The following is a 20,423-nucleotide window of genomic DNA, read 5'->3' as shown; positions in this document are numbered from 1 at the left end:
ACCGATGACCGAGCCGCAGACCGTGTTCTACCGGCAGTCCGACAGCGATCCCGCGGCCCTGGCCGGCAGCGAGATCGCCGTCCTCGGCTACGGCAACCTGGGCCGCTCCGTGGCCCTCAACCTGCGCGACAGCGGGCTGCCGGTACGGGTCGGCAACATCGACGACGCCTACCGGCAGCGGGCCACCGACGACGGCTTCGCCGTCCTCGACCTGGCCGACGCGGTCGACGGCGCCGACGTCGTGTACCTGCTGCTGCCGGACGAGGTGCTCCCCGCCGTGTTCGGCGAGCAACTGGCGCCGCGGTTCGGCGTGGGGACGGCGGTGTGCTTCGCGTCGGGGTACGTCCTCGCCTACGAACTGGTGAAACCCGCCGCCGACCTCGACGTCCTGCTGCTGGCGCCCCGCATGCTCGGCGAGGAGGTGCGCCGTGCCTACGTCGACGGCAGCGGCTTCCTCAGCTACGTCTCCGTCGAGCAGGACAGCACCGGCCGCGGGCGGGAGCGGATGCTCGGCCTCGCCTCGGCCATCGGGTCCCTGCAGCGCGGCGCCATCGGCCTCAGCGCCGAGCAGGAGGCCACCCTCGACCTGTTCATCGAGCAGAGCGTCGGCCCCTACCTCGGCGTCGCCTTCCAGACGGCGTTCCGGCTCGGTGTGGAGGCCGGGCTGCCCCCGGAGGCGCTGGTGTGCGAGCTGTACATGTCGGGGGAGATGTCGCGCACGATCAGCACGATGGCCACCGCCGGGTTCTTCGAGTCGGTGCGCTGGCACGGCCTGGTGGCCATGTACGGCGGCTTCCTCGGGACGATGGGCATGGACGGCGAGGCGATGGAGCGCCACTTCCGGGAGGTCCTCGAGCAGATCCGGTCGGGCGGCTTCGCCCGCAAGCTGCAGGAGGAGGAGGCGCAGGGCTATCCGGTGCTGGAGCTGATCGACGCGGTCACCGCGACGGACAACCCCCTCACCGCGGCCGAGCAGCGGGTCCGCGCCGCGCTGGGCGACCCGGACGGCGGGCCCGGAGGTGCACCCCTCACCGGCGGGGCCTGACTCCCCGCCACCGGCCGTACAGGAGGCGGGCCACCCCGGTCCACAGCCGGGCCCCGCCCAGGCGCGGGAACCACTGCAGCTCGCGCGGCGGGCGCAGCAGGCTGTCGGTCACCGTCTGGCTGAAGCAATAGGCGCGCAGGCCCTCCACGCCGCCCTGCCGGCCCGTCCCGGAGGCCCCGACCCCGCCGAACGGGAGCCCGGGCGCGGCGTAGTTGACCAGGCAGTCGTTGATCGCGACGCCGCCGACCCGGAGGCGGGTGGCCAGCCGCCGTCCGCGCACCCGGTCCGCCGTCCAGACCGAGGCCTGCAGGCCGTAGGGGGAGTCGTTGGCCAGCCGCACCGCGGTCTCCTCGTCCGGGACCGCCACCACCGGCAGGACCGGCCCGAAGGACTCCTCCTGCACGATCGCCGCTCCCTGGGCGACGTCGCTGAGCAGCGTCGGCTCGAAGTACTCGCGCCCCGCCACCCGTACCCGCCGGCCGCCCCGGTGCAGCCGGGCTCCGCCGGCCACCGCCTCGGCGACCTGCCGCTCGAGGGCGGGCAGCAGCCCCGGCAGCACGACGGGCCCGATGTCCCGGCGACCCTCGCCACCCACGGCCAGCTCGTCGAAGGCCGCCTCCAGCTCGGCGACGAGCTGGTCGTGGACGCTGCGGACGACGTAGAGCCGTTCGATCGACACGCACGACTGCCCGGCGTTGAAGCAGGCTCCCCAGGCCGCGGCCCGGGCAGCGCGCCGCAGGTCGGCGTCGGCCAGGACGATCATCGCGTCCTTGCCGCCGAGCTCCGCCACGACCGGCGTGAGACGGCGGGCGGCCAGCTCGGCGACCCGCCGTCCGGTCGCCGCCGACCCGGTCACCGCGACCACGTCGACGTCCCCGCCGACGAGCCGTTCACCGACCTCGGGGCCGCCCTGGACCACCTGCACGGCGCCGGGCGGGAACCCGGCCTCCGCGGCGAGCCGGGCGACCAGCGCCCCGGCTGCGGGGGCGTGCTCGGAGGGCTTCAGCACGACGGTGCAGCCGGCCGCCAGGGCGGTCACCGTGGGCAGCAGGGCGAGCAGGAACGGGTAGTTCCACGGCGCGAGCACGGCCGCGACGCCTCGTGGCCGGTGGTGGATCGCCGCCCGCTTGGTCACCAGCGGCCAGACGAACGGCCGGCGGACGGTCAGCGCCCGCGCGGTGTGCCGGGCCAGCCAGTCCAGATGCGCGGCCGAGTGCATCACCTCGGCGATCGCGATGTCGGCCGGATGCCGGCCGGTGCCGGCCGCGACCACGGAGACGATCTCCTCCGCCCGGTCGAGCACCACCTGCCGCAGAGCGGCCAGGCGGGCCTCGCGCTCGCCCACCGGGGTCCGGGCCCACGCCGGCCAGGCGCACCGGGCCGCCGCCACGGCGCCGTCGACGTCGACGGGCGCGGGACGGCCCGGTGCTGCATCGGCGTCCACGGGCCTGTGCCTACCAGCCGGGTCGGACCCCCGCCGGTCGACCGGTCAGCGCAGGGTGATCTGGCGGGAGAGCAGCCCGGCGCGGGCGCGTCGCTCGTCGGCGTCCAGCGGGGCCGTCTCGGCCAGGGCCTTCTCCAGCCGCCCCTGGAACTCGGTGGCCGGCCCGACCCAGTCCCCGGCCGGGGTGTCGGCCGGCAGGTCCCACACCGGGACGACGAGACCGTGCGCGCGGAAGGCGCCGGCGTATCGGGTGCCCGGGCCCAGCAGGATCTGCTCGGCGGCCGAGAGGCGGGCCAGCGCGTCGAGCAGCTGCTCCTCCTTCTCCGGCCGGACCCAGCGCAGGTGCGCCCGCTCGTTCCCCGGCCGCACCCAGTAGGCCGCCTCCAGGCCCTCCAGCCGGACCGTCGGCAGGATCGACTCGTTGGCCTGCTGCAGGCCGGCACGGGCGGCCGCCCCGGCCTCGGCGCCCTCCAGCCAGAAGTCGAACGTGTCGTGCACGGTCACCTCGAGCGGGACGGTGAGGTCGAGGACCTCCTGCAGCCGCGGCCCGGCCGAGCCGGCGCCACCGATCGGCCCGGGCTCCACCGGCGCGCCGGCCGGCGCCTCCAGCGCGGCGGCCACCGAGGTGCCCAGGTCGCGGCTGACGTCGTCGGACGACGTCGCCAGCTGGGCGCCGACGAGGATCTCGCCGTTTGCGCGGACCAGCGCGGGCGCGCCGCCGGGGAGCACGCTGGCCAGGGTGAGGTTCCGGCCGTCGGCCGACGTCAGCCTCGCCGTCGCCGCCGGGACCAGCTCGCGCAGCGCCACCCAGTCGGGCTCGCCGGGCAGGCCCTCGAACGGCCGGGGAACGGCCGGGGCGTAGCCGGAGCCGTGGCAGTGCTTGTAGCGGCGACCCGAGCCGCAGCGGCACGGGGCCTTCGGGTTGATGCCCTCCGGCGCGGCGGCGGGGGCGGAGGAGCGCTTGCGGGAAGCCATGCCGTGCAGCGTAGGTGGGCCGCCGCGACCGGGTGCTGACGCCGTCCCGGTACCGCCTCCGGCCACCCGGCGCGAGTGCGACGAACTCGTGGCCATCAGCGGCTGATCACCACGCGTTCGTCGCCCTCGATGGCGGTGACGGACGTCGTTACCGCTGTTCCTACGCTCGTGGACGTGACACCCGCGCCGGTCGACCTGTCCGATCCCGCCGTCGTCGCCGACCCGTACCCGGCTTTCGCGCGGGCCCGGAGCCAGGCGCCCGTGCAATGGCACGAGGCGCTCGGTCTGTGGTTGGCGTTCACCCACGCCGAGGCGAACGCGGTGCTGCGCGACCGGCGGCTGGGCAGGATCTGGTCGGACAAGGCGCCGGCCGAGCGGTTCGAGAGCTTCAACCTCATCCACCGCAACGCGATCCTGGAGATGGAGCCGCCCGACCACACCCGCCTGCGCCGGCTGGTCAGCGCCGCCTTCGCCCGCGGGCACGTCGAGCGGCTGCGGCCGTGGGTGGAGGATCTGGCCCGCTCCCTCGTCGACGATCTGGTCGAGCGCTCTGCCGGCACCGAGCCGGTCGACGTCCTGTCGGGCATGGCGGAGGAGCTGCCGGTCGCGGTCATCGCCGAGCTGCTCGGGGTGCCCGAGGCCGACCGGCCGCTGCTGCGGCCGTGGTCGAACGCGATCGTGAAGATGTACGAGTACGGCCGGACGACGGCCATCGAGGACGCCGCCGAGCGCGCCGCTGACGAGTTCGTCGCCTACCTGCGGGAGCTGGCCGCCGACCGCCGGAAGCACCTGGGCGACGACCTGGTCTCGCACCTGGTGAGCGTCCGGGACGCCGAGGGGGACCGGCTCACCGAGGACGAGCTGGTGACCACCTGCATCCTGCTGCTCAACGCCGGCCACGAGGCCACGGTGAACGTGAGCGGCAACGGGCTGCTCGCGCTGCTGGAGCACCCGGATCAGCTGCGCCGGCTGCGTGAGGACCCCGGCCTGCTGCCGACGGCGATCGAGGAGCTGATGCGCTTCGACTCCCCGCTCCAGCTGTTCGAGCGCACCGCGACCGAGGACGTCGAGCTCGGCGGGATCACGGTGCAGCGCGGCCAGAAGATCGCCGCCCTGCTCGGCTCGGCCAACCACGACCCCGCGGTGTTCGCCGACCCGGGGACCCTCGACGTCGGCCGCACCGAGAACCCGCACATCTCCTTCGGGGCCGGCGTGCACTTCTGCATCGGCGCCCCGCTGGCCCGCGTCGAGCTGCAGGCGTCGTTCGGGGCGCTGCTGGAGCGGACCTCGCACCTGGAGCTCGGCCGCCCCGCGCGGCGCCGTCCGGAGTTCGTCATCCGGGGCCTGCGCGACCTGCCCGTCGTCCTCGCTCGCTGACCGACCTCACCGGGTGGTCGCCGACCTCGCGATGCACCCTGGGGACGGCGACCGCAGGGTGAGGTCGGCGGCCGTGCGTACTCCCAGTGGAACGTGAGCGCGGTCACTGGCAGGATCCGGCCATGCGCGGCCTCATGCAGGACACCCCACTGACCGTCGACGCCATCTTCCGGCACGTCGAGCAGCACTACGGCGACGGGACGATCGTCACCAACAACCCCGGGGGCGTGACCCGGGCGACCTATGCCGAGTGGGCGCAGCGCACCCGCAGGCTGGGCGGCGTCCTGGACACCCTGGGCATCAGCGCCGACGGCCGGGTCGGCACGTTCGGCTGGAACAGCCAGCGCCACCTCGAGCTGTACTTCGCCGCGCCGTGCACCGGCCGGGTGCTGCACACGCTCAACGTGCGGCTGTTTCCCGAGCAGCTCACCTACATCGCCAACCACGCCGAGGACGAGGTCATCTTCGTCGACCGGAGCGTGCTCCAGATCCTGTGGCCACTCATCGACACCATGAAGACGGTCAAGCAGGTCGTGGTCATGGACGACGGCGCCGGCACCGAGATCCCCGACGACGCCCGGATCCTCGACTACGAGACGCTGCTGGCCGACGCGGAGCCCGTCGACTTCCACGTCACCGACGAGTGGCGGGCCGCCTCGATGTGCTACACGAGCGGCACCACCGGCAACCCCAAGGGCGTCGTCTACTCGCACCGCTCCACGTTCCTGCACACCATGGGCGTCCTCATGCCCAACGCCTTCGGGCTGGGCGTCAACGACGTCGCCATGCCGGTCGTGCCGATGTTCCACGCCAACGCCTGGGGCATCGCGCAGGCCGCGCCGGCGGCGGGGGCCTCCCTGGTCATGCCCGGCGCGATGATGCAGCCGGAGGCGCTGGCGATGCTGATCCTCGAGGAGGGCGTCACCTTCACCGCCGGCGTCCCGACCATCTGGCAGGGCGTGCTGCCGCACCTGGCCGGCAAGCAGCACCGGCTGCGGGACATCGGCTGCGGCGGCTCGGCGGTGCCCAAGGCGCTGAGCGAGGCCTACCGGGAGCAGGTCGGCATCCCGATCCTGCAGGCCTGGGGGATGACCGAGACCCACCCGGTCGCCTCCTCGGGCATCCTGCCGCCGCGCTACCAGGACGCCGACGACGAGACCAAGGCGACCCAGCGGGCCCGCGCGGGCATCCCGTTCCTCGGCGTGGAGGCCCGGATCGTCGACTCCGACACGCTCGAGCCGCAGCCGTGGGACGACAAGGCCACCGGTGAGCTGCAGGTGCGCGGCCCGTGGTGCGCGCAGGAGTACTACAACCCCGACGCCGGCGTGGAGCTCACCACCCCGGACGGCTGGATGAAGACCGGCGACGTCGCCGCGATGGACGAGTTCGGCTCCGTCCGGATCGCCGACCGCACCAAGGACCTGATCAAGTCCGGCGGCGAGTGGATCAGCTCGGTCGACCTGGAGAACGCGATCATGAGCCACCCGAAGGTGAAGGAGGCCGCCGTCGTCGGCATCCCGCACCCCAAGTGGGACGAGCGGCCGCTGGCCTGCGTGGTGCTGAACGAGGGGGAGAGCGCGACCGAGGAGGAGATCCTCGAGCACCTCAAGCCGCTGGTGGCCAAGTGGTGGATGCCCGAGGCCGTCGAGTTCATCGACGAGGTGCCCAAGACCAGCGTCGGCAAGTTCTCGAAGAAGGACCTGCGCAGCCGGTTCGCCGAGTACGAGCTCAAGAGCTGACGCCCGCCGCTGGATGATCATCGGTGGGTGGCTGCCCGCACCGGCGTGTCGGGCGGCCATCTGCCGATGATCCACGGCTCCGGGTGGAACCTCGGTCCGTTCCCGACCCGTCGTCGGAGTCGAGAGGGCGGGACGCCTGGAGGGCTGAGTGGAGCGGGACGAGGAGTTCGCGCGGTTCGTGGACGAGCGCTGGCCGGTGCTCGTCCGCTCCGCGGTGCTGCTCGGCTGCACCCCGCCGGAGGCGGAGGACCTGGTGCAGACGGCGCTCGTGCGCTGCTACGTGGCCTGGGGCCGGGTCCGGGACGCGGCGAACCGGGACGGGTACGTCTACCGGGTGCTGGTGAACTGCCACCACGACAGCCACCGCCGTCGCTGGTGGCGCGAGCGGCCCACCGGGGAACTGCCCGAGGTGCCGGCCGAGGACCTCACCGGGCAGGTCGACGACGCCGACGCCGTCCGGCGGGCGCTGCGCCGGCTGAGCCCGGCGCACCGGGAGGTCGTCGTGCTGCGCTACTACGCCCACCTGGGGGAGCAGCAGATCGCCGACGCGCTGAAGATCGCGCCCGGCACGGTGAAGAGCCGGCTCTCCCGCGCACTGGCCCAGCTCTCCACCGACCTGGACGTCTCCGAACTGCGCGGCGGGAGGGCATCGTGACCGATCGGGAGACCTCCGTCCTGCTCGACGAGCTGGCCGGGCGGGTGCCGGTGGGCCCGCCGCCGACGGCGCGGCTGCTGCGCGCCGGGCGCCGCGCCCGTCGCCGCCGGACAGCCGGCGCGACGCTGGCCGTGGCCGCCGGGGTGGCGGTCGCCGTCGGCGGGATCGTCACCGTCGTCGACCTGGCCCCGGGCGGTGGCGAACCGGCGCCGGTGGTCGTCGCCGAGGAGCCGGCAGCCGGCCTCCCAGCGACCCCGGAGGCCGGGTCGGCGGCGGGCAGCGCGATGTCGCAGCTGCCGCCGAACCCGACCGACAGCCGCACCGGCCCGCTGGCCGACGGCGGGGCGGCGTCCTGCGTCGCGGAGTACAGCGCGGCGGCGGTGGCCGAGCGCGGGTTCGCCTTCGACGGCGTGGTCGTCGCCATCGGCCCGAGCGGAACGGAGCGGTCCGGCTCGCCGGGGACGGAGCTGGCGGGGGTGACCTTCGCCGTCCAGGAGTGGTTCTCCGGCGGCCAGGGGCCGACGGTGACCGTCGACCTGCCGGCGCCCGCCGACGGCAGCGGGTCGTCCCCGGTGGGCCAGGCGCCGGCCTACGGGGTGGGCTCGCGGCTGCTGGTGAGCGGTGAGGACCGGTGGGGTGCGGGGCCGATGGCCGACCCGATCGCCTGGATGTGCGGGTTCACCCGCTACTACGACGAGGGCACCGCGGCCGCCTGGCGCTGAAGGAGTACCCCGCCCTTCTCCCCGCTCGGGAGCTCGGCGAGCCTTCGGGACGGGGCCGGACGGACGATCCTGACGGTCCGCTTCCGCGCCACGGTCCCTCCACCCGGGGAAGTCCGGCTCTGCCCAACTCGGCTGGGCAGAGCCGGACTGCGCCCGGGACCACTCGCTCGCCGGCGCTCGCTGCGCTGCCCCGGCAGCTGTCAGCGCTGCGCTGCTCCGGCGCCTGTCACCGCACGAAAGGCTCCTCGCCGGTCTCACTCACCATGGGCTTCCCGGCCGCCTGCCACTCCCCCATGCCGCCGCCGACGTTCACCGCGTCGAACCCGTTCTGGTTCAGCCAGGCGGCCACCCGCGCCGACCGGCCACCCCCGCGGCAGGTCACGTACAGCGGGTCGCCCTCGGGGAGCTCGTCGAGCTTGGCCGGCACGTCGCCCATCGGGATGTGGGTGGCGCCCTCGATGTGGCCGTGCATCCACTCGTCGTCCTCCCGGACGTCGAGGATCACGGCGTCCGCGGGCAGCTCGGAGGCGGGGACGGTGGGAACCTGCTGCGGCATCACGTGCGCCATCGTGGCACACTCCCGCGGCCTCGTCCGGTGCTCGACGCAGCAGCCCGCGACGACGCCGCGATCACCCGGCGGCCTCGACCGGACGGCCGGGGAGGGGCCGTGGTGGCCCACTCCCCGCCCGTCACGCCGTCACGCCCACATGCGGCCGAAGGAGGGCCCGGACGCCCACATGCGGCCCGAGGAGGGAGCGGCGTCGGGAGCCGGGGCCACGGTCCCGGTGACCGTCGTCGGCGCGACGGGGTCGGACTTCTTCGGCCCCGCCAGCGCACCCGTCGCCGAGCCGGCCACGACGGCCGCCGCGACGGCCCCGACGATCAGCGAACGGCCGAGCAGGCCGCGCCCCCCGCCGGCGGAGGAACGAACCGACGAACCTGCAGATCGAGCCACAGCACACCTCACGAACGGACGACACCCGAGAACCTGACGGAGATGAACCTGGCAGTCACGGTGCGTCGCGCGCAACGGGACCAGGCAGGCCCGTTACTCGATCGTCAGCCCGTACGGGTGACAGCGGGGTCACCGCCGGTGGCGAGATCCGCGGGCCAGGGGCGAGGCGGTCGCTCGAAGGGGTGTGCTCGCGGAACCGCCATCGAGGTCACAGCGCGGTCCGCCGGGAGTCGGGCCTCGCGACGCGCCCTGGAAGGATGGGCGCCGATGACCACCGCCCCGTCCCCCGTGCGCGAGCCGGCCTGGTCGCTGCCCCGGTCGGCGATCGGCCTGTGGGCCACCGAGGGCGTGATCGGGGCGGTCCTGCTGTGGCTGGGGATCGGGGCGTTCCTGCTGTTCGTCCCGGCCTCGGCGGGCGGCCCGGTTCCCGTCCTGCGCTGGCTGCTGCCCGTCCTGGGGGTGCTCGTGGCCGTCGTCACGATCGGCATCAGCCCGCGGATCAAGCACCGGGTCTACCGCTGGGAGATCACCGCAGAGGCCGCCTACGCGCGCACCGGCTGGCTGACCCAGACCTGGACGCTGGTGCCCATCTCCCGCATCCAGACCGTCGACGTCACCCGGGGCGTGCTGCAGCAGCTGTTCGGGCTGGCCACGGTCGCGGTGCTCACCGCCTCCAGCCAGGGCACGGTGCGCATCTGGCACCTCGAGCACGACGTCGCCCAGCGGGTCGCCGACGATCTCGCCCGCCGCGCCGAGCTCGTCCGCGACCAGGCCACGTGACCTCCCCGGCCCGGCGGACCTCCCCCCGCATCGTGCTGGTGCACACGGTCACCTTCCGGCAGGCCCGGCAATTCGTGCCGGTGCTCATCCCGGTCGTCGCGGCCACCGGCCTCGACGGCGTCGGCACGATCGCCTCGCTCGTCGTGGGCGTCACCCTCTTCTCGCTGGCCGTCGCCGCCGTCTCCTGGTGGCGGTTCGGCTACGCCGACGGGCCGGCCGCCGTGGTGGTCACCCGCGGTCTGCTGTCGCGCTCGGTCCGCACCGTGCCGAACGACCGCATCCGCGGCGTCGAGGTCGAGGCTCCCGCGCTGCACCGGCTCTTCGGCCTGGTCCGGGTGCGCATCGACGCCGCCGCGGGAGCCGCCGGGCAGGACGAGGAACTCGTCGTCGACGGCGTGCAGCGCGCGGAGGGCGACCGGCTGCGGGTCGCCGTCCTCACCCACCGCGGGGCGCCCGAGGTCGCCCTCGCGGACACCGCACCGGCCGAGGAGGAGCTCTCCCGCTGGGACAACCGGTGGCTGCTGTACGCGCCCCTGGTCGGCAGCTATCTCGCGCTCCCCCTGGCCGGGCTCGGCGCCCTGCTGCGCTTCGGCGACGAGGTGCCCGGCGACCTGCTGGACGTCGACGTCCTCGACGTCCCGGCCGGGTGGGTGGTCGGCGCCGCGGTCGTCGGCATGCTGCTGCTCGTCCTCGCCGGCTCGGTCATCGGCGCGGCCGTCGTCAACTGGGGGTTCCGGCTGGTGCGCCGTGGCAGCTCGCTGGTCGCAGTCCGCGGGCTGATCACCCGGCGGCACACCGAACTGGAGCTCGACCGCATCCGGGGGGTCACGGTGTCGGAGGGGCTGGGCATGCGCTGGGTGCGCGCGGCCCGCGTCGGCGCGCTGGTGACCGGCCTGGCCAGCGCGGAGCGCCGGGGCCAGCTGCTGCCGCTCGGGCCGCGCACGGAGGCGTGGTCGCTGACCCACCGGCTGGTGGACGATCCCGGGCCCCTGCACGCCCATCCCTCCGCGGCGCTGCGCCGGCGGGTGGCCCGCGCGCTGTCCGCCGGCCTGCTGGTCACGGCCGCGGGCGGCGTGCTCGCGGCCACGCTCGGCCGCTGGGAGCTGCTCGGGGCGGGCGTCGCGCTGACCGTCCTCGGCGTCCCGCTGGCCCGCGGCCTGTACGCCTCGCTCGGGCACGCCGCCGGCCCCCGCTCCTTCAGCGTGCGGCGCGGGTGGCTGGTCCGCGAGCAGGCCGTCCTGGAGCGCCGGGCGGTCGTGGGCTGGGAGGTCCGCCAGTCGCTGTTCCAGCGCCGGGCCGGGCTGGCCACCGTCACCGCCTGCGTCGGCGCGGGCAGCGGCGGCTACCCGGCAGTGGACATGGCGGCCGACGACGTCTCCGCCTTCGCGCTCGCCGCCTCCGGCCCGTGGGCCCACGCCCTGGTCGCCCCGCGGGAGGGGTGACCCGGCGCGGGTGCGCCCGGCAGAAACGAAAGTGAACCAGTGAACCTTTCCTTACCGGTGCTTGTCGATCATCCCCCCGGGTAGCTGGCCGGTCGATGCAGCCCCGCAGGAGTCACTCCGCGAGCCCGCCGGCCTGCCTGCCGAGGCCACCGGTCTCCTTGCCGAGCCCCACCCGGCCGGCCAGCGCGGCTGCCTCCACCCGCGTCGCCACGTCCAGCCGGCGCAGCAGGTGCGCCACGAGCCGCTTCGTCGTCCGCTCCGAGACGTGCAGCGTGGTCGCGATGTCCACGGTGCTGGTGCCGTCGGCGACCAGCCGCCACAGCCGGCGCTCGTCGGCGGTCAGCCGGTCGGCGATGCTCTGCTGCCCGCTCGGCGCCGCCTCGGCCAGCAGCTGGCGCAGCACCGCCTCGGGCAGCACCGACCACCCGTCCAGGACGGCGAGCAGCGGCCGCACCAGCGCGTCCGGGTCCGCCGTCTTCGGCAGGAAGCCCGACGCCCCGGCCCGCAGCGCCTCGATCGCCGCGTCGGCCTCCGCCAGCCCCGACAGCGCGACCACCCGCACCAGCGGATCCGCGCGGCGGATCGCCGCGATCGCCCTCGTCCCGCCCGGCGGCGGCATGTGCAGGTCGACGATCGCGACGTCGGCGTGGTGGCGGCGAACCAGCGCGGCGGCCGCCGACGCGTCCTCGGTCGTGCCCACCACCCGGACCCGTCCCCCGCTGAGCCCCGGCAGCAGCAGGCTCAGCCCCCGCGTGAACAACGGGTGGTCGTCGACGACCACCACGTCCACCGGCGGCCTGCGGTCAGCAGCGGCCGTGCCGTCGGTCTCCCCCACATCACTCCCGAAGGTCGGTGCGTCGCCCGTCGCTCCCGGCCGGACTCCCCGAGGAGATGCCCGTGACCCTGGCTGCCGACACGCAGGCGTCGACGCGTAGCCGCGGACTGCTGGACGATCTCGCCCGTGTGCTGCGCGCGCATCTCCCGCGCCCCCGCAGGGCGGACCCCACCGAGCAGACGACCAGCACCGAGGATGACGCCGTCGTCCGGGCCCTGTGCCACGACATGCGGACCCCGCTGGCCTCCCTGGAGGCGGTGCTCGGATCGCTCGACCGCGCTCCGGCGCAGCGGGCCGAGCTGCTCGAACTGGCGCGCGCCCAGACCGCGCACCTGTCGTCCATGCTCCGGACCGCAGACGCCAGCGGCGGGGCCGTCCGCCGGTCGCGGGCGACGCGTCGGCTCGGTGACGTCGTCCTGTCCGCCGTGTCGTCGTCCGGCCTGCCCCGGTCGCAGCTGACCCTGGAGCTGCGCGAGGACGCCGAGGACGTCGCCGTCGGCGACGCCCGCGTGCAGCGGATCCTGATCAACCTCCTGGAGAACGCACACCGCCACGGCGGTGGCGCCCCCGTGCGGCTGCTGGTGATCCGCCGGATCGGCTGGGTCGAGCTGGCCCTGAGCCAGGGCGGCGTCCCCGCCGACCGGATCGTCCAGCACCTGGGCACCACCCGACCACCGGTGGACCTGACCGGGCTGGGGCTGTGGTCGGTGCAGCAGCAGACGCGGGAGCTCGGCGGGCGGCTGCTCTGGACGGACCGGGACGGCGAGTTCACGTTCACGGTGCAGCTCCCCGACCGCTGAGACGAGGTTGGCACCGGCGGGCCACCGGACGGCACGGGTGGGCCACCGGGGCGGGGCAGATCCCTCGTGTCACCGCGATCGCGGTGCACGCGACGACGCGAGGAGAACGCCGTGTTCACGCACACCCAGGCCCTGCAGTACGAGGCGAAGCCCGACGGTCCGGACCCGGACTTCGCGCGCAAGCTGCAGGAGGTCCTCGGCGGCCAGTGGGGCGAGATGACCGTCGCCACCCAGTACCTGCTGCAGGGCTGGAACTGCCGGCTGCCCGGCAAGTACAAGGACATGCTGCTCTCCATCGGCACGGAGGAGCTCGCCCACGTCGAGATCCTCGTGACGATGATCGACCGGCTGCTCGACCACATCCCGCTGAAGCCCGACGCCGCGGACCGCAGCAAGGAGTCCGCCGCCGGGTACGGGCAGCTGAACCCGCAGCACGCGATCGTCAACGGTGGCGGCGCCTACTACCGCGACAGCATGGGCCTGCCGTGGAGCGGCGGCTACGTGACCGCGAGCGGCAACCTGATGGCCGACTTCCACTACAACGCCACCGCCGAGATGCAGGGCCGGCTGCAGGTGTCCCGGCTGTACAACATGACCGACGACCCGGGCGTCAAGGAGACCCTGAAGTTCCTCATCGCCCGTGACCACATGCACCAGATGCAGTGGCTCGCCGCGATCGAGGAGCTCAAGGCGGACGGCCTCGAGGGCATCCCGGTGCCCGAGGCCTTCCCGATGGAGGAGGAGCCCGCCGACTTCGGCTACGCCTTCCTCGTCGCCTCCGACGGCCCCGACGCCGCCGCCGGCCGCTGGGCGCACGGCCCGGCACTGGACGGCCGCGGCGAGATGACCGCGCGGCCGATCGAGGCCTCGGCCGACGCGCCGCAGCTGCCCCCGGGCGACCCGCGGCTGTGGGGCACCCCGCAGTTGCCGGGCCAGTCGATGCTGCAGAAGGCCAAGGACATGCTCACCTGAGGTCCGGCTCCACCCCCTTGCGCCGTCGCCGTGCCGGCGGCCCGCCCTTCCCGGGCGCGGCCGCCGGCCCGGCCCCCCCGTCCGGAGGTTCTGCCGTGCATCCCCACCCGCAGCTGCGCCTGTCCCACCTGCCCCTCCCCGCCGCCGTGCTCTCCCTCGTCTACCTCGCCGCGATCGCCGTCGCGGTGAGCGCCCCGGGCCAGCACGCCATCGCCGGCCTGGTGGTCCTCACCGGGCTCACCGCCCGCTGGGTCGCCCACGCCAGGCGGACCGGCCGCACCGCCCGCCCGGTCCACGCCGTGGTGGTGGAGACGACGAGCACCGTCGATGCCGTCCTCGCCCCGGAGCCCGCCACCGCCCCGGTGCCCGCCCGGGCCGCCTGAGCGCACCGGACGGCGACGGCGAGGACCGCGCCGCAGCCGCGAGTACCGCCATGCACGACGGCCTCGGCCACCACACGGCGGTCCTGAGCCGGCCGGGCCGTCCGCCACGCGTCGGGAACGCACGAGGCGCGCGCCCCCCGGGCGGGGACGCGCGCCATGCGTCGTGCTGGAGCGGCCCCCCTGCAGGACCCCGCCGCGAGCCTGCGAGCGGTGGGGGCAGGGGTCCTTCCTCAGTGGGAGCGCGGCTCGTTCGGCGGCCCCTCGTGGGTCAGGTCCTCCAGGTGCCCCTCGGCGTGCGCCGTGACCAGCCGGCTCTTGCCGGGGTAGCGGATCTCCTCCACCAGCTCCTGCATCACCGGCGACGGCTTCGTGGTGAACTGCGAGACCACGATGGTGACCGCGAAGTTGATCAGCATGCCGATCGTGCCGAAGCCGGTCTCGGGGATGCCGAACAGACCGTCGCTGTTGCCGTAGATGTCGATCGTCCACAGCATGTAGGCGATCGTGGTGCCGAGGCCGGCCGCGAGGCCCGCCGTCGCTCCGGCTGCCGTGGTCTTCTTCCAGAAGATCCCGAGCACGAGGATCGGGAAGAAACTGGCACAGGCCAGGCCGAAGGCGAGCGCCACCACCTGGGCCACGAAGCCGGGCGGGTTGATGCCCAGGTAGCCGGCGACGAGGATGGCCGCGCCCATCGCGATCCGGCCCACCATCAGCTGCCGCGCCTCGGTGGCCTGCGGGTTGATGCGCTTGTAGTAGACGTCGTTCGCCACCGAGGAGGAGATGACCAGGAGCAGACCCGACGCCGTGGACAGCGCCGCGGCCAGCGCGCCGGCCGCCACCAGCCCGACCACCGGCGCCGGCAGCCCGGCGATCTCCGGCGCCGCGAGCACGATGATGTCGTTGTTGATCACCAGCTCGCCGGCCTCGGGGCCGTAGTCGATGACCCCGTCGCCGTCCACGTCGTCGACGGTGATCAGCCCGACGTCGGCCCAGGTGTTGAACCAGTTCGGCGTCTCGCCGATCGGGGTGCCCGCGATCTGGTCGATGAAGTTGAACTTGCTGAACGCTCCGACCGCCGGGGCCGAGGTGTAGAGCAGCGCGATGAAGAACAGCGCCCACAGCGCCGAGTACCGGGCGGCCCGTACGCTCTTGGCCGTGTAGAAGCGGACGATCACGTGCGGGAGGCCCGCGGTCCCGAACATCAGCGCCGCGGTGATCAGCACCATGTTCAGCATGGTGGTCTGCGTGAAGGCCTCGGTGTACGCGGCGAAGCCGAGGTCCTGCTGGAGGGCGTCGAGCTCGCCGAGGATCTCGCCGAATCCGATCTGCGGCACGGGGTTCCCGGTGATCTGCACCGAGATCGCCACCACGGGGATGAGGTAGGCGACGATCAGGACGCTGTACTGGGCGACCTGCGTCCAGGTGATCCCCTTCATGCCGCCGAGCACGGCGTAGAAGAAGACGATCACCATGCCGATGACCACGCCCGCCGCGGTGCCGACCCCGAGGAACCGCTGGAACACCAGGCCGACGCCGGCCATCTGTCCCGCGACGTAGACGAACGAGACGACGATCGCCGCGACGACCGCGACCAGGCGGGCACTCTCGGAGTACCGGTCACCGACGAAGTCGGGGATCGTGTACTTGCCGAACTTGCGGAGGTACGGCGCCAGCAGGAGGGCCAGCAGCACGTAGCCGCCGGTCCATCCCATGAGGTAGACCGACCCCGCGTACCCGTTCCCCGCGAACGCGACGATGCCCGCCATCGAGATGAACGACGCCGCGCTCATCCAGTCCGCCGCGATCGCGGCACCGTTGGCCGGCGCCGGGATGCCGCCGCCGGCGATGTAGAAGCCGGACGTGGTGGACACGCGGCTGGCGTAGGCGATGTAGATGTAGATGCCGAACGTGATGATGACGAAGACGAGCGTCCACACCTGGATGTCGCTCATGAGTGGTGGACCTCTTCCTCGTACTCGTCGATGCCGAACTCGGCGTCGAGCTTGTCCATCCGCCAGACGTAGACGGCGATGAGGACGACGAAGGTGACGATGGACCCCTGCTGGGCGAACCAGAAACCGAGGGGGAAGCCGAGGATCTCGATGGTGTTCAACGGCTCGACGAAGATGATCCCCGCGCCGAACGACACCAGTGCCCAGATCACGAGCAGCACGCTCATCAGACGGAGATTTCTCCGCCAGTAGTCCTTGCGCTGTGTAGCGTCCACCCGCTCCTCCAGAGGTCCCGACTGTGTGTGCCAGGTCACACACGCGCCCGAAAGGGAACCAGACCAGGTCGGTACCGTCAAACACTGGGACGACGACTGCGACGGGGGGCCGTGATCTCGATGGGCTCGTGGGCACACCGGCGGACGACGGGCTATCGGCGCGGCGCCGGAGCACCTAGAGTCCTGACCCCATGGCGATGAGTGCACAGGAGTCGGGGCGCCGGGGCCGGCGCCGCAGCCCCGGGAGCAGGCGGCTGCTCGGTGCTGCACTCCTGGTGCTCCTCGGGGCCTTCCTCCCCTGGGTCGCCACTGCCGCGGGCAACGTCGCAGGTGTGCAGGGAGCCGGCCTGTGGACGATGTACGCGGCACTGCTCGGCATCGCCGGGGCGATCATCCGCTCGCACACCCTGGCCGCCGTGCATGCGGCGGTCCTGGCCGTGGTGGCCATCGCCCTCCCGCTGTGGCAGGTGCTGCACCTCGCGGACCTCGTGGGCTTCACGGGTTGGGCGCCCGGCCCGGGTCTGGTCCTGACCATCGGTGGCGGGGTCCTGGCCGGCTCCGCGGCGGTCTCGTTGCTCCGGGCCGCACGGGCGGCTCTCCCGACGAACTGACCCGGTCACGGAGCACCCGACCGTCGGATCACTCCACCGGCAGTTCCGCCCCGCACCGGGGACAGCGGGTCGGCGGGTCCTCGTCGGCCAGCCCGCCGCAGGCCGGGCACACGCGGTGCAGCCAGCAGGCCGGGTCGCCACCGTCATCCGCTCGTGCGGCCCGGGCCTCGTCGTCCACGGCTGCCCCTTCCGGGAATACGACAGATCTGTTGCGGTGGGCCGATCCATGCTGCACCGGCCGCCGTACGGGGTAGCCCCTGCGCAGTCGTACGCCATCCCGGAAGGACCAGCATGCCCCGCCGCCCTCTGACCACGCACCGCTTCGCCACCGCGCTCGTCGCGGCGGCCCTCCCCCTCGCCGCCTGCGGAGGGATCGCCGACGAGGAGGAGTCGGCCGACCCCATCGAGGAGATCGGCACGGAAGTGGACGGCGGCAACGCGGGACCGGACGAGGCCGTCACCGAGGACATCGGGCTCGCCGACGTCGAGCTCCCCTACCCCGCGGACGGCGTGTACAGCGCCGGCGAGGACGCCCCGCTGACCTTCGCGGTCACCAACACCGGCTCCGACCCCGTCGCCCTCGAGTCGATCACCGGGGAGGACTTCGCCGAGGCGGTCCTCCTGGGCGAGGGGGGCGCGGAGCAACCGGTCTCGGCGCTGGAGATCGCCGGCAACGACAACCTCTACGTCGGTGCACCGGACCTGCCGTCGGTGGTGCTCGTCGAGCTGGACCGGGACCTGCGCTCCTCGCAGTCGATCCCGGTGGTGTTCTCCTTCGCCAACGGCCAGGAGGTCGAGGTCGACGCGATGGTCGCCGCTGAGCCGACGAACGGGGTCGGCGGGGACGTCCCGGAGCCCGACGAGGACCCCACCCCGGACAGCTGATCCACCCGCGGGGGGACCCGCGGATCATCCCCAGGGGCGACGAGGTCGGCGGCTCGGCTCCCTGGGCTCGCCGTCGTGGAACGGTCAGCCTCTGCCGAGCGCCTGGCGGAGTGGCTGCGCGAGCGGCCGTTCGCCGTCGACGTGGCGCTCGCGGCCGCCATCGGGCTGGTCACGGTGGTCCTGCCCACGGCGTACGGGTCGTACTGGCCCGCGGAGGGCGAGGGCTGGTGGCCGCGGATATCGCCGGAGGGCAGGAAGCGAGAGTTCCCGACGCATTCACAGGAACCGCACGGTTCGGACTGGGATGCTGGGACCGTGCCGTCCCGTCTCGCTCGTCGCACCGCCCTGACCACCGCCGCTCTCGCCGGCCCCGTCGGCTGGTTGACCGCGGCCGCCTGGGGTCTGCCGACCGCACTGGGCGCCCACCGCCGCCGGCTGCGCCTCGTCGTCTCCCGCTCGGCGCAGTTCTCCGACGGCAAGTTCCACAACCGGATGCCGACGCCGGCGCTCTCCCCCGCGAACACCCGCGACGGGCTGCTGCGGCAGTGGCACGAGGAGCGGCACGTGGGTCTGCCGACCGGCCCGATCCCGCTGGCGCAGCCGGAGATCCCGCAGGACGCCGCCGAGCTGGCGGTCACCTGGTTCGGGCACGCCAGCGCGCTGCTCGAGGTCGACGGCCGGCGTGTCCTGGTCGACCCGGTGTGGGGCCACCGGGTCTCGCCGTCGCCGGTGTTCGGCCCCACGCGCCTGCACGAGCCGCCGATGTCGATCGAGGACCTGCCGCCGGTCGACGCCGTCCTCATCTCCCACGACCACTACGACCACCTCGACCTGCCGACCGTCCGGGCGCTGCTCGCCACGCAGACGGCGCCCTTCGTCGTCCCCCTGGGGATCGGCGAGCACCTGCGCAAATGGCGTGTGCCGGAGGCCCGCATCGTCGAGCTGGACTGGGACGAGACCCACGCAGTCGGCGGACTGGCGCTCACCTGCACCGAGGCGCGGCACTTCTCCGGCCGCTACTTCCACCGGGACACCACCCTCTGGGCGTCCTGGGCGGTCAGCGGTCCGCGGCACCGGGTCTTCTTCGGCGGCGACACCGGGTACACGCCCGCGTTCGCCGGCATCGGCGCCCGGCTGGGCCCGTTCGACCTCACGCTGCTGCCGATCGGGGCCTACAACGACGCCTGGCACGCCATCCACATGGACCCGGAGGAGGCGGTACGCGCCCACGGCGACCTCGGCGGCGCGGTGCTGCTGCCCATCCACTGGGCGACGTTCAACCTGGCGTTCCACCGCTGGGCGGAGCCGGTCGAGCGGCTGCTGGCGGCGGCCGGTCCCCGTGGGATCGACGTCGTCGTCCCGCGGCCCGGGGAGCGGACCGACGTGCTGGACCGGCCGCCGCTGCACGACTGGTGGACGACGGTGGGCTCGGCGACCGCCCCCGGCACCGAGGACGCCGGCGTGGGCAGCGCCGTCCTCGCCCGCGTGGTGTCGCGGTTGATCGCCCTCCTGCCGAGCTGAAGTCCTCGGCCGGTGACGGCCGTCCTCACGCACCTCGCGGCGTCCTCCCGCACCGCCCACCGTGCGGGAGGACGCGCCATGGTCAGGTCACCTGATCGTCGCCGGGATCAGCGCAGCAGCTTGGACATCCGCCGGTCGGCCAGCGGCTTCCCGCCGGTCTGGCAGGTGGGGCAGTACTGCAGCGAGGTGTCGGCGAAGCTGACCTCCCGCACGGTGTCCCCGCACACCGGGCAGGGCAGGCCGGTGCGGGCGTGCACCCGCAGGCCGGAGCGCTTCTCGCCCTTCATCGTCGCGGCCTGCTGCCCCACCTGGCGCTCGAGTGCTCCGGTGAGCGTGGTCCGCACCGCATCGAAGAGACGGACCAGTTCGTCGTCGGTGAGCTTGTCGGCCATCTTGAACGGCGAGAGCCGCGCGGCGTGCAGGATCTCGTCGGAGTAGGCGTTGCCGATGCCGGCGACCAGGGTCTGGTCGGTCAGCGCCCCCTTGAGCTGGCCCGAGCGGCCGGCCATCAGGCGGGCGAACGTCTCCCGGTCCACCGCGAGGGCGTCGGGCCCGAGGCGGGCGATCCCGGGGACCTCGGCCGGCGACCGGACGACGTAGACCGCCAGGCCCTTGCGGGTGCCCTGCTCGGTGAGGTCGAAGCCCACTCCGCCGGAGGCGGATAGATCCGTAGAGCCGCCGGAGGCGGATGGATCCGTAGCGCCGTCATCGAGGTGCACCCGCAGCGCGAGCGGACCCTTGCCCGGCTTCGGCGGCGCGGCGGGGAGGTTCGTCCGCCAGTGCAGCCAGCCGGCCCGCGCCAGGTGGACGACCAGGTGCACCCCGGAGACGTCGAGGTCCAGGAACTTCCCGTGCCGGCCGGCGCCGGTGATCTCCAGGCCACCCAGCGCGCTCAGCGGTGGGTCGAAGGTCTTGATCGCCTGGACGGCGGCCAGGTCGGCGCGCGCCAGCACGTGGCCAACGGCGCGCTCCCGCAGGAACGCGGCCAGCGCCTCCACCTCGGGCAACTCGGGCACCCGACCATGATCGCGCGGATCCGCGCGTCCCGCCGTCCC

General features: G+C 73.9%; 22 protein-coding genes. 13 read left to right on the top strand and 9 right to left on the bottom strand.

Annotated elements, in window-relative coordinates:
• Window positions 1-4 precede the first annotated feature (4 nt).
• Complete coding sequence (locus BLASA_RS00900; protein ID WP_014374105.1) at window positions 5-1,045, top strand: NAD(P)-binding domain-containing protein; 1,041 nt, start codon at window positions 5-7, stop codon at window positions 1,043-1,045.
• Here the strand turns inward: BLASA_RS00900 and BLASA_RS00895 are convergent.
• Window positions 1,029-2,489 carry an aldehyde dehydrogenase family protein gene (locus BLASA_RS00895; RefSeq protein ID WP_014374104.1) on the bottom strand — a complete coding sequence of 487 codons (1,461 nt, stop codon included), beginning with the start codon at window positions 2,487-2,489 and terminating at the stop codon, window positions 1,029-1,031. The genes BLASA_RS00900 and BLASA_RS00895 overlap by 17 nt on opposite strands.
• A 45-nt stretch (window positions 2,490-2,534) precedes the next feature.
• Window positions 2,535-3,464 carry a DUF5926 family protein gene (locus BLASA_RS00890; RefSeq protein ID WP_014374103.1) on the bottom strand — a complete coding sequence of 310 codons (930 nt, stop codon included), beginning with the start codon at window positions 3,462-3,464 and terminating at the stop codon, window positions 2,535-2,537.
• Between the two features lie 174 nt (window positions 3,465-3,638).
• On the opposite strand from BLASA_RS00890, the gene BLASA_RS00885 reads away from it, so the two are divergent.
• The 4 genes from BLASA_RS00885 to BLASA_RS00870 all read left to right on the top strand — a co-directional run bounded on the left by BLASA_RS00885 (window position 3,639) and on the right by BLASA_RS00870 (window position 7,957).
• Window positions 3,639-4,841, top strand: a complete 1,203-nt coding sequence (locus BLASA_RS00885) for a cytochrome P450 (protein WP_231839524.1) — start codon at window positions 3,639-3,641, stop codon at window positions 4,839-4,841.
• A gap of 122 nt (window positions 4,842-4,963) precedes the next feature.
• On the top strand, window positions 4,964-6,580 hold the full coding sequence (locus tag BLASA_RS00880; protein WP_014374101.1) for a long-chain fatty acid--CoA ligase: 1,617 nt from the start codon (window positions 4,964-4,966) through the stop codon (window positions 6,578-6,580).
• Between the two features lie 148 nt (window positions 6,581-6,728).
• A complete protein-coding gene (locus BLASA_RS00875) occupies window positions 6,729-7,235 on the top strand; it encodes a SigE family RNA polymerase sigma factor (protein ID WP_014374100.1) in 507 nt (168 codons plus the stop codon).
• Window positions 7,232-7,957 carry a hypothetical protein gene (locus BLASA_RS00870; protein WP_014374099.1) on the top strand — a complete coding sequence of 242 codons (726 nt, stop codon included), beginning with the start codon at window positions 7,232-7,234 and terminating at the stop codon, window positions 7,955-7,957. Before BLASA_RS00875 ends, BLASA_RS00870 begins: the two co-directional genes overlap by 4 nt.
• Window positions 7,958-8,183: 226 nt before the next feature.
• Here the strand turns inward: BLASA_RS00870 and BLASA_RS00865 are convergent, their stop codons facing one another.
• Entirely contained in the window at window positions 8,184-8,513 is a 330-nt protein-coding gene (locus BLASA_RS00865) for a rhodanese-like domain-containing protein (protein WP_231839523.1), read from the bottom strand.
• Window positions 8,514-8,654: 141 nt separating this feature from the next.
• Window positions 8,655-8,912, bottom strand: a complete 258-nt coding sequence (locus tag BLASA_RS00860; RefSeq protein WP_014374097.1) for a hypothetical protein — start codon at window positions 8,910-8,912, stop codon at window positions 8,655-8,657.
• Window positions 8,913-9,179: 267 nt separating this feature from the next.
• Here BLASA_RS00860 and BLASA_RS25430 point away from each other — a divergent pair, with 267 nt between their 5' ends.
• Both BLASA_RS25430 and BLASA_RS00850 read left to right on the top strand, forming a co-directional pair.
• Window positions 9,180-9,692, top strand: coding sequence for a PH domain-containing protein (locus BLASA_RS25430; protein WP_014374096.1), 513 nt, complete (start codon window positions 9,180-9,182; stop codon window positions 9,690-9,692).
• The gene (locus BLASA_RS00850; RefSeq protein ID WP_014374095.1) at window positions 9,689-11,134 is read left to right on the top strand and encodes a PH domain-containing protein; all 1,446 of its coding nucleotides are present in this window, start codon (window positions 9,689-9,691) and stop codon (window positions 11,132-11,134) included. Before BLASA_RS25430 ends, BLASA_RS00850 begins: the two co-directional genes overlap by 4 nt.
• Window positions 11,135-11,246: 112 nt before the next feature.
• Here BLASA_RS00850 and BLASA_RS00845 read toward each other — a convergent pair whose 3' ends face one another.
• Window positions 11,247-11,969 carry a response regulator gene (locus BLASA_RS00845; RefSeq protein ID WP_166486430.1) on the bottom strand — a complete coding sequence of 241 codons (723 nt, stop codon included), beginning with the start codon at window positions 11,967-11,969 and terminating at the stop codon, window positions 11,247-11,249.
• 62 nt (window positions 11,970-12,031) lie between these two features.
• On the opposite strand from BLASA_RS00845, the gene BLASA_RS00840 reads away from it, so the two are divergent.
• The 3 genes from BLASA_RS00840 to BLASA_RS00830 all read left to right on the top strand — a co-directional run bounded on the left by BLASA_RS00840 (window position 12,032) and on the right by BLASA_RS00830 (window position 14,124).
• Window positions 12,032-12,769 carry a sensor histidine kinase gene (locus BLASA_RS00840; RefSeq protein WP_014374093.1) on the top strand — a complete coding sequence of 246 codons (738 nt, stop codon included), beginning with the start codon at window positions 12,032-12,034 and terminating at the stop codon, window positions 12,767-12,769.
• Between the two features lie 111 nt (window positions 12,770-12,880).
• A complete protein-coding gene (locus tag BLASA_RS00835) occupies window positions 12,881-13,741 on the top strand; it encodes a manganese catalase family protein (RefSeq protein ID WP_014374092.1) in 861 nt (286 codons plus the stop codon).
• 95 nt (window positions 13,742-13,836) lie between these two features.
• A complete protein-coding gene (locus BLASA_RS00830) occupies window positions 13,837-14,124 on the top strand; it encodes a hypothetical protein (RefSeq protein ID WP_014374091.1) in 288 nt (95 codons plus the stop codon).
• 230 nt (window positions 14,125-14,354) lie between these two features.
• Here the strand turns inward: BLASA_RS00830 and BLASA_RS00825 are convergent, their stop codons facing one another.
• Both BLASA_RS00825 and BLASA_RS00820 read right to left on the bottom strand, forming a co-directional pair.
• Window positions 14,355-16,076 (bottom strand): sodium:solute symporter family protein, encoded by a 1,722-nt coding sequence (locus BLASA_RS00825; RefSeq protein WP_014374090.1) that lies wholly within the window; start codon window positions 16,074-16,076, stop codon window positions 14,355-14,357.
• Window positions 16,073-16,351 carry a DUF4212 domain-containing protein gene (locus BLASA_RS00820; protein WP_041775532.1) on the bottom strand — a complete coding sequence of 93 codons (279 nt, stop codon included), beginning with the start codon at window positions 16,349-16,351 and terminating at the stop codon, window positions 16,073-16,075. The genes BLASA_RS00825 and BLASA_RS00820 overlap by 4 nt, the downstream gene beginning before the upstream one ends.
• A gap of 191 nt (window positions 16,352-16,542) precedes the next feature.
• On the opposite strand from BLASA_RS00820, the gene BLASA_RS00815 reads away from it, so the two are divergent.
• A complete protein-coding gene (locus BLASA_RS00815) occupies window positions 16,543-16,962 on the top strand; it encodes a hypothetical protein (protein ID WP_014374089.1) in 420 nt (139 codons plus the stop codon).
• 28 nt (window positions 16,963-16,990) lie between these two features.
• Here BLASA_RS00815 and BLASA_RS24705 read toward each other — a convergent pair whose 3' ends face one another.
• Window positions 16,991-17,140 (bottom strand): hypothetical protein, encoded by a 150-nt coding sequence (locus BLASA_RS24705; RefSeq protein ID WP_166486429.1) that lies wholly within the window; start codon window positions 17,138-17,140, stop codon window positions 16,991-16,993.
• 113 nt (window positions 17,141-17,253) lie between these two features.
• Here BLASA_RS24705 and BLASA_RS00810 point away from each other — a divergent pair, with 113 nt between their 5' ends.
• Both BLASA_RS00810 and BLASA_RS00805 read left to right on the top strand, forming a co-directional pair.
• Entirely contained in the window at window positions 17,254-17,847 is a 594-nt protein-coding gene (locus BLASA_RS00810; RefSeq protein WP_014374088.1) for a hypothetical protein, read from the top strand.
• Between the two features lie 75 nt (window positions 17,848-17,922).
• Window positions 17,923-19,368, top strand: coding sequence for an MBL fold metallo-hydrolase (locus tag BLASA_RS00805; protein WP_014374087.1), 1,446 nt, complete (start codon window positions 17,923-17,925; stop codon window positions 19,366-19,368).
• Window positions 19,369-19,475: 107 nt separating this feature from the next.
• Here the strand turns inward: BLASA_RS00805 and BLASA_RS00800 are convergent, their stop codons facing one another.
• Window positions 19,476-20,384: an Fpg/Nei family DNA glycosylase gene (locus tag BLASA_RS00800; RefSeq protein WP_014374086.1), complete on the bottom strand. Its 909-nt coding sequence runs from the start codon at window positions 20,382-20,384 to the stop codon at window positions 19,476-19,478.
• Between the last annotated feature and the right edge of the window lie 39 nt (window positions 20,385-20,423).

The organism is Blastococcus saxobsidens DD2, from assembly GCF_000284015.1.
Taxonomy (GTDB): domain Bacteria; phylum Actinomycetota; class Actinomycetes; order Mycobacteriales; family Geodermatophilaceae; genus Blastococcus; species Blastococcus saxobsidens_A.
The sequence above is the reverse complement of the archived record's forward strand: the minus strand, read 5'-3'. Positions and strand labels throughout refer to the sequence as shown.

Coding starts and splice junctions, on each gene's coding strand:
- BLASA_RS00900 (WP_014374105.1), top strand. CDS start 5: ATGACCGAGCCGCAGACCGTGTTCTACCGGCAGTCCGACAGCGATCCC.
- BLASA_RS00890 (WP_014374103.1), bottom strand. CDS start 3,464: ATGGCTTCCCGCAAGCGCTCCTCCGCCCCCGCCGCCGCGCCGGAGGGC.
- BLASA_RS00880 (WP_014374101.1), top strand. CDS start 4,964: ATGCGCGGCCTCATGCAGGACACCCCACTGACCGTCGACGCCATCTTC.
- BLASA_RS00865 (WP_231839523.1), bottom strand. CDS start 8,513: ATGCCGCAGCAGGTTCCCACCGTCCCCGCCTCCGAGCTGCCCGCGGAC.
- BLASA_RS25430 (WP_014374096.1), top strand. CDS start 9,180: ATGACCACCGCCCCGTCCCCCGTGCGCGAGCCGGCCTGGTCGCTGCCC.
- BLASA_RS00825 (WP_014374090.1), bottom strand. CDS start 16,076: ATGAGCGACATCCAGGTGTGGACGCTCGTCTTCGTCATCATCACGTTC.
- BLASA_RS00815 (WP_014374089.1), top strand. CDS start 16,543: ATGGCGATGAGTGCACAGGAGTCGGGGCGCCGGGGCCGGCGCCGCAGC.
- BLASA_RS00810 (WP_014374088.1), top strand. CDS start 17,254: ATGCCCCGCCGCCCTCTGACCACGCACCGCTTCGCCACCGCGCTCGTC.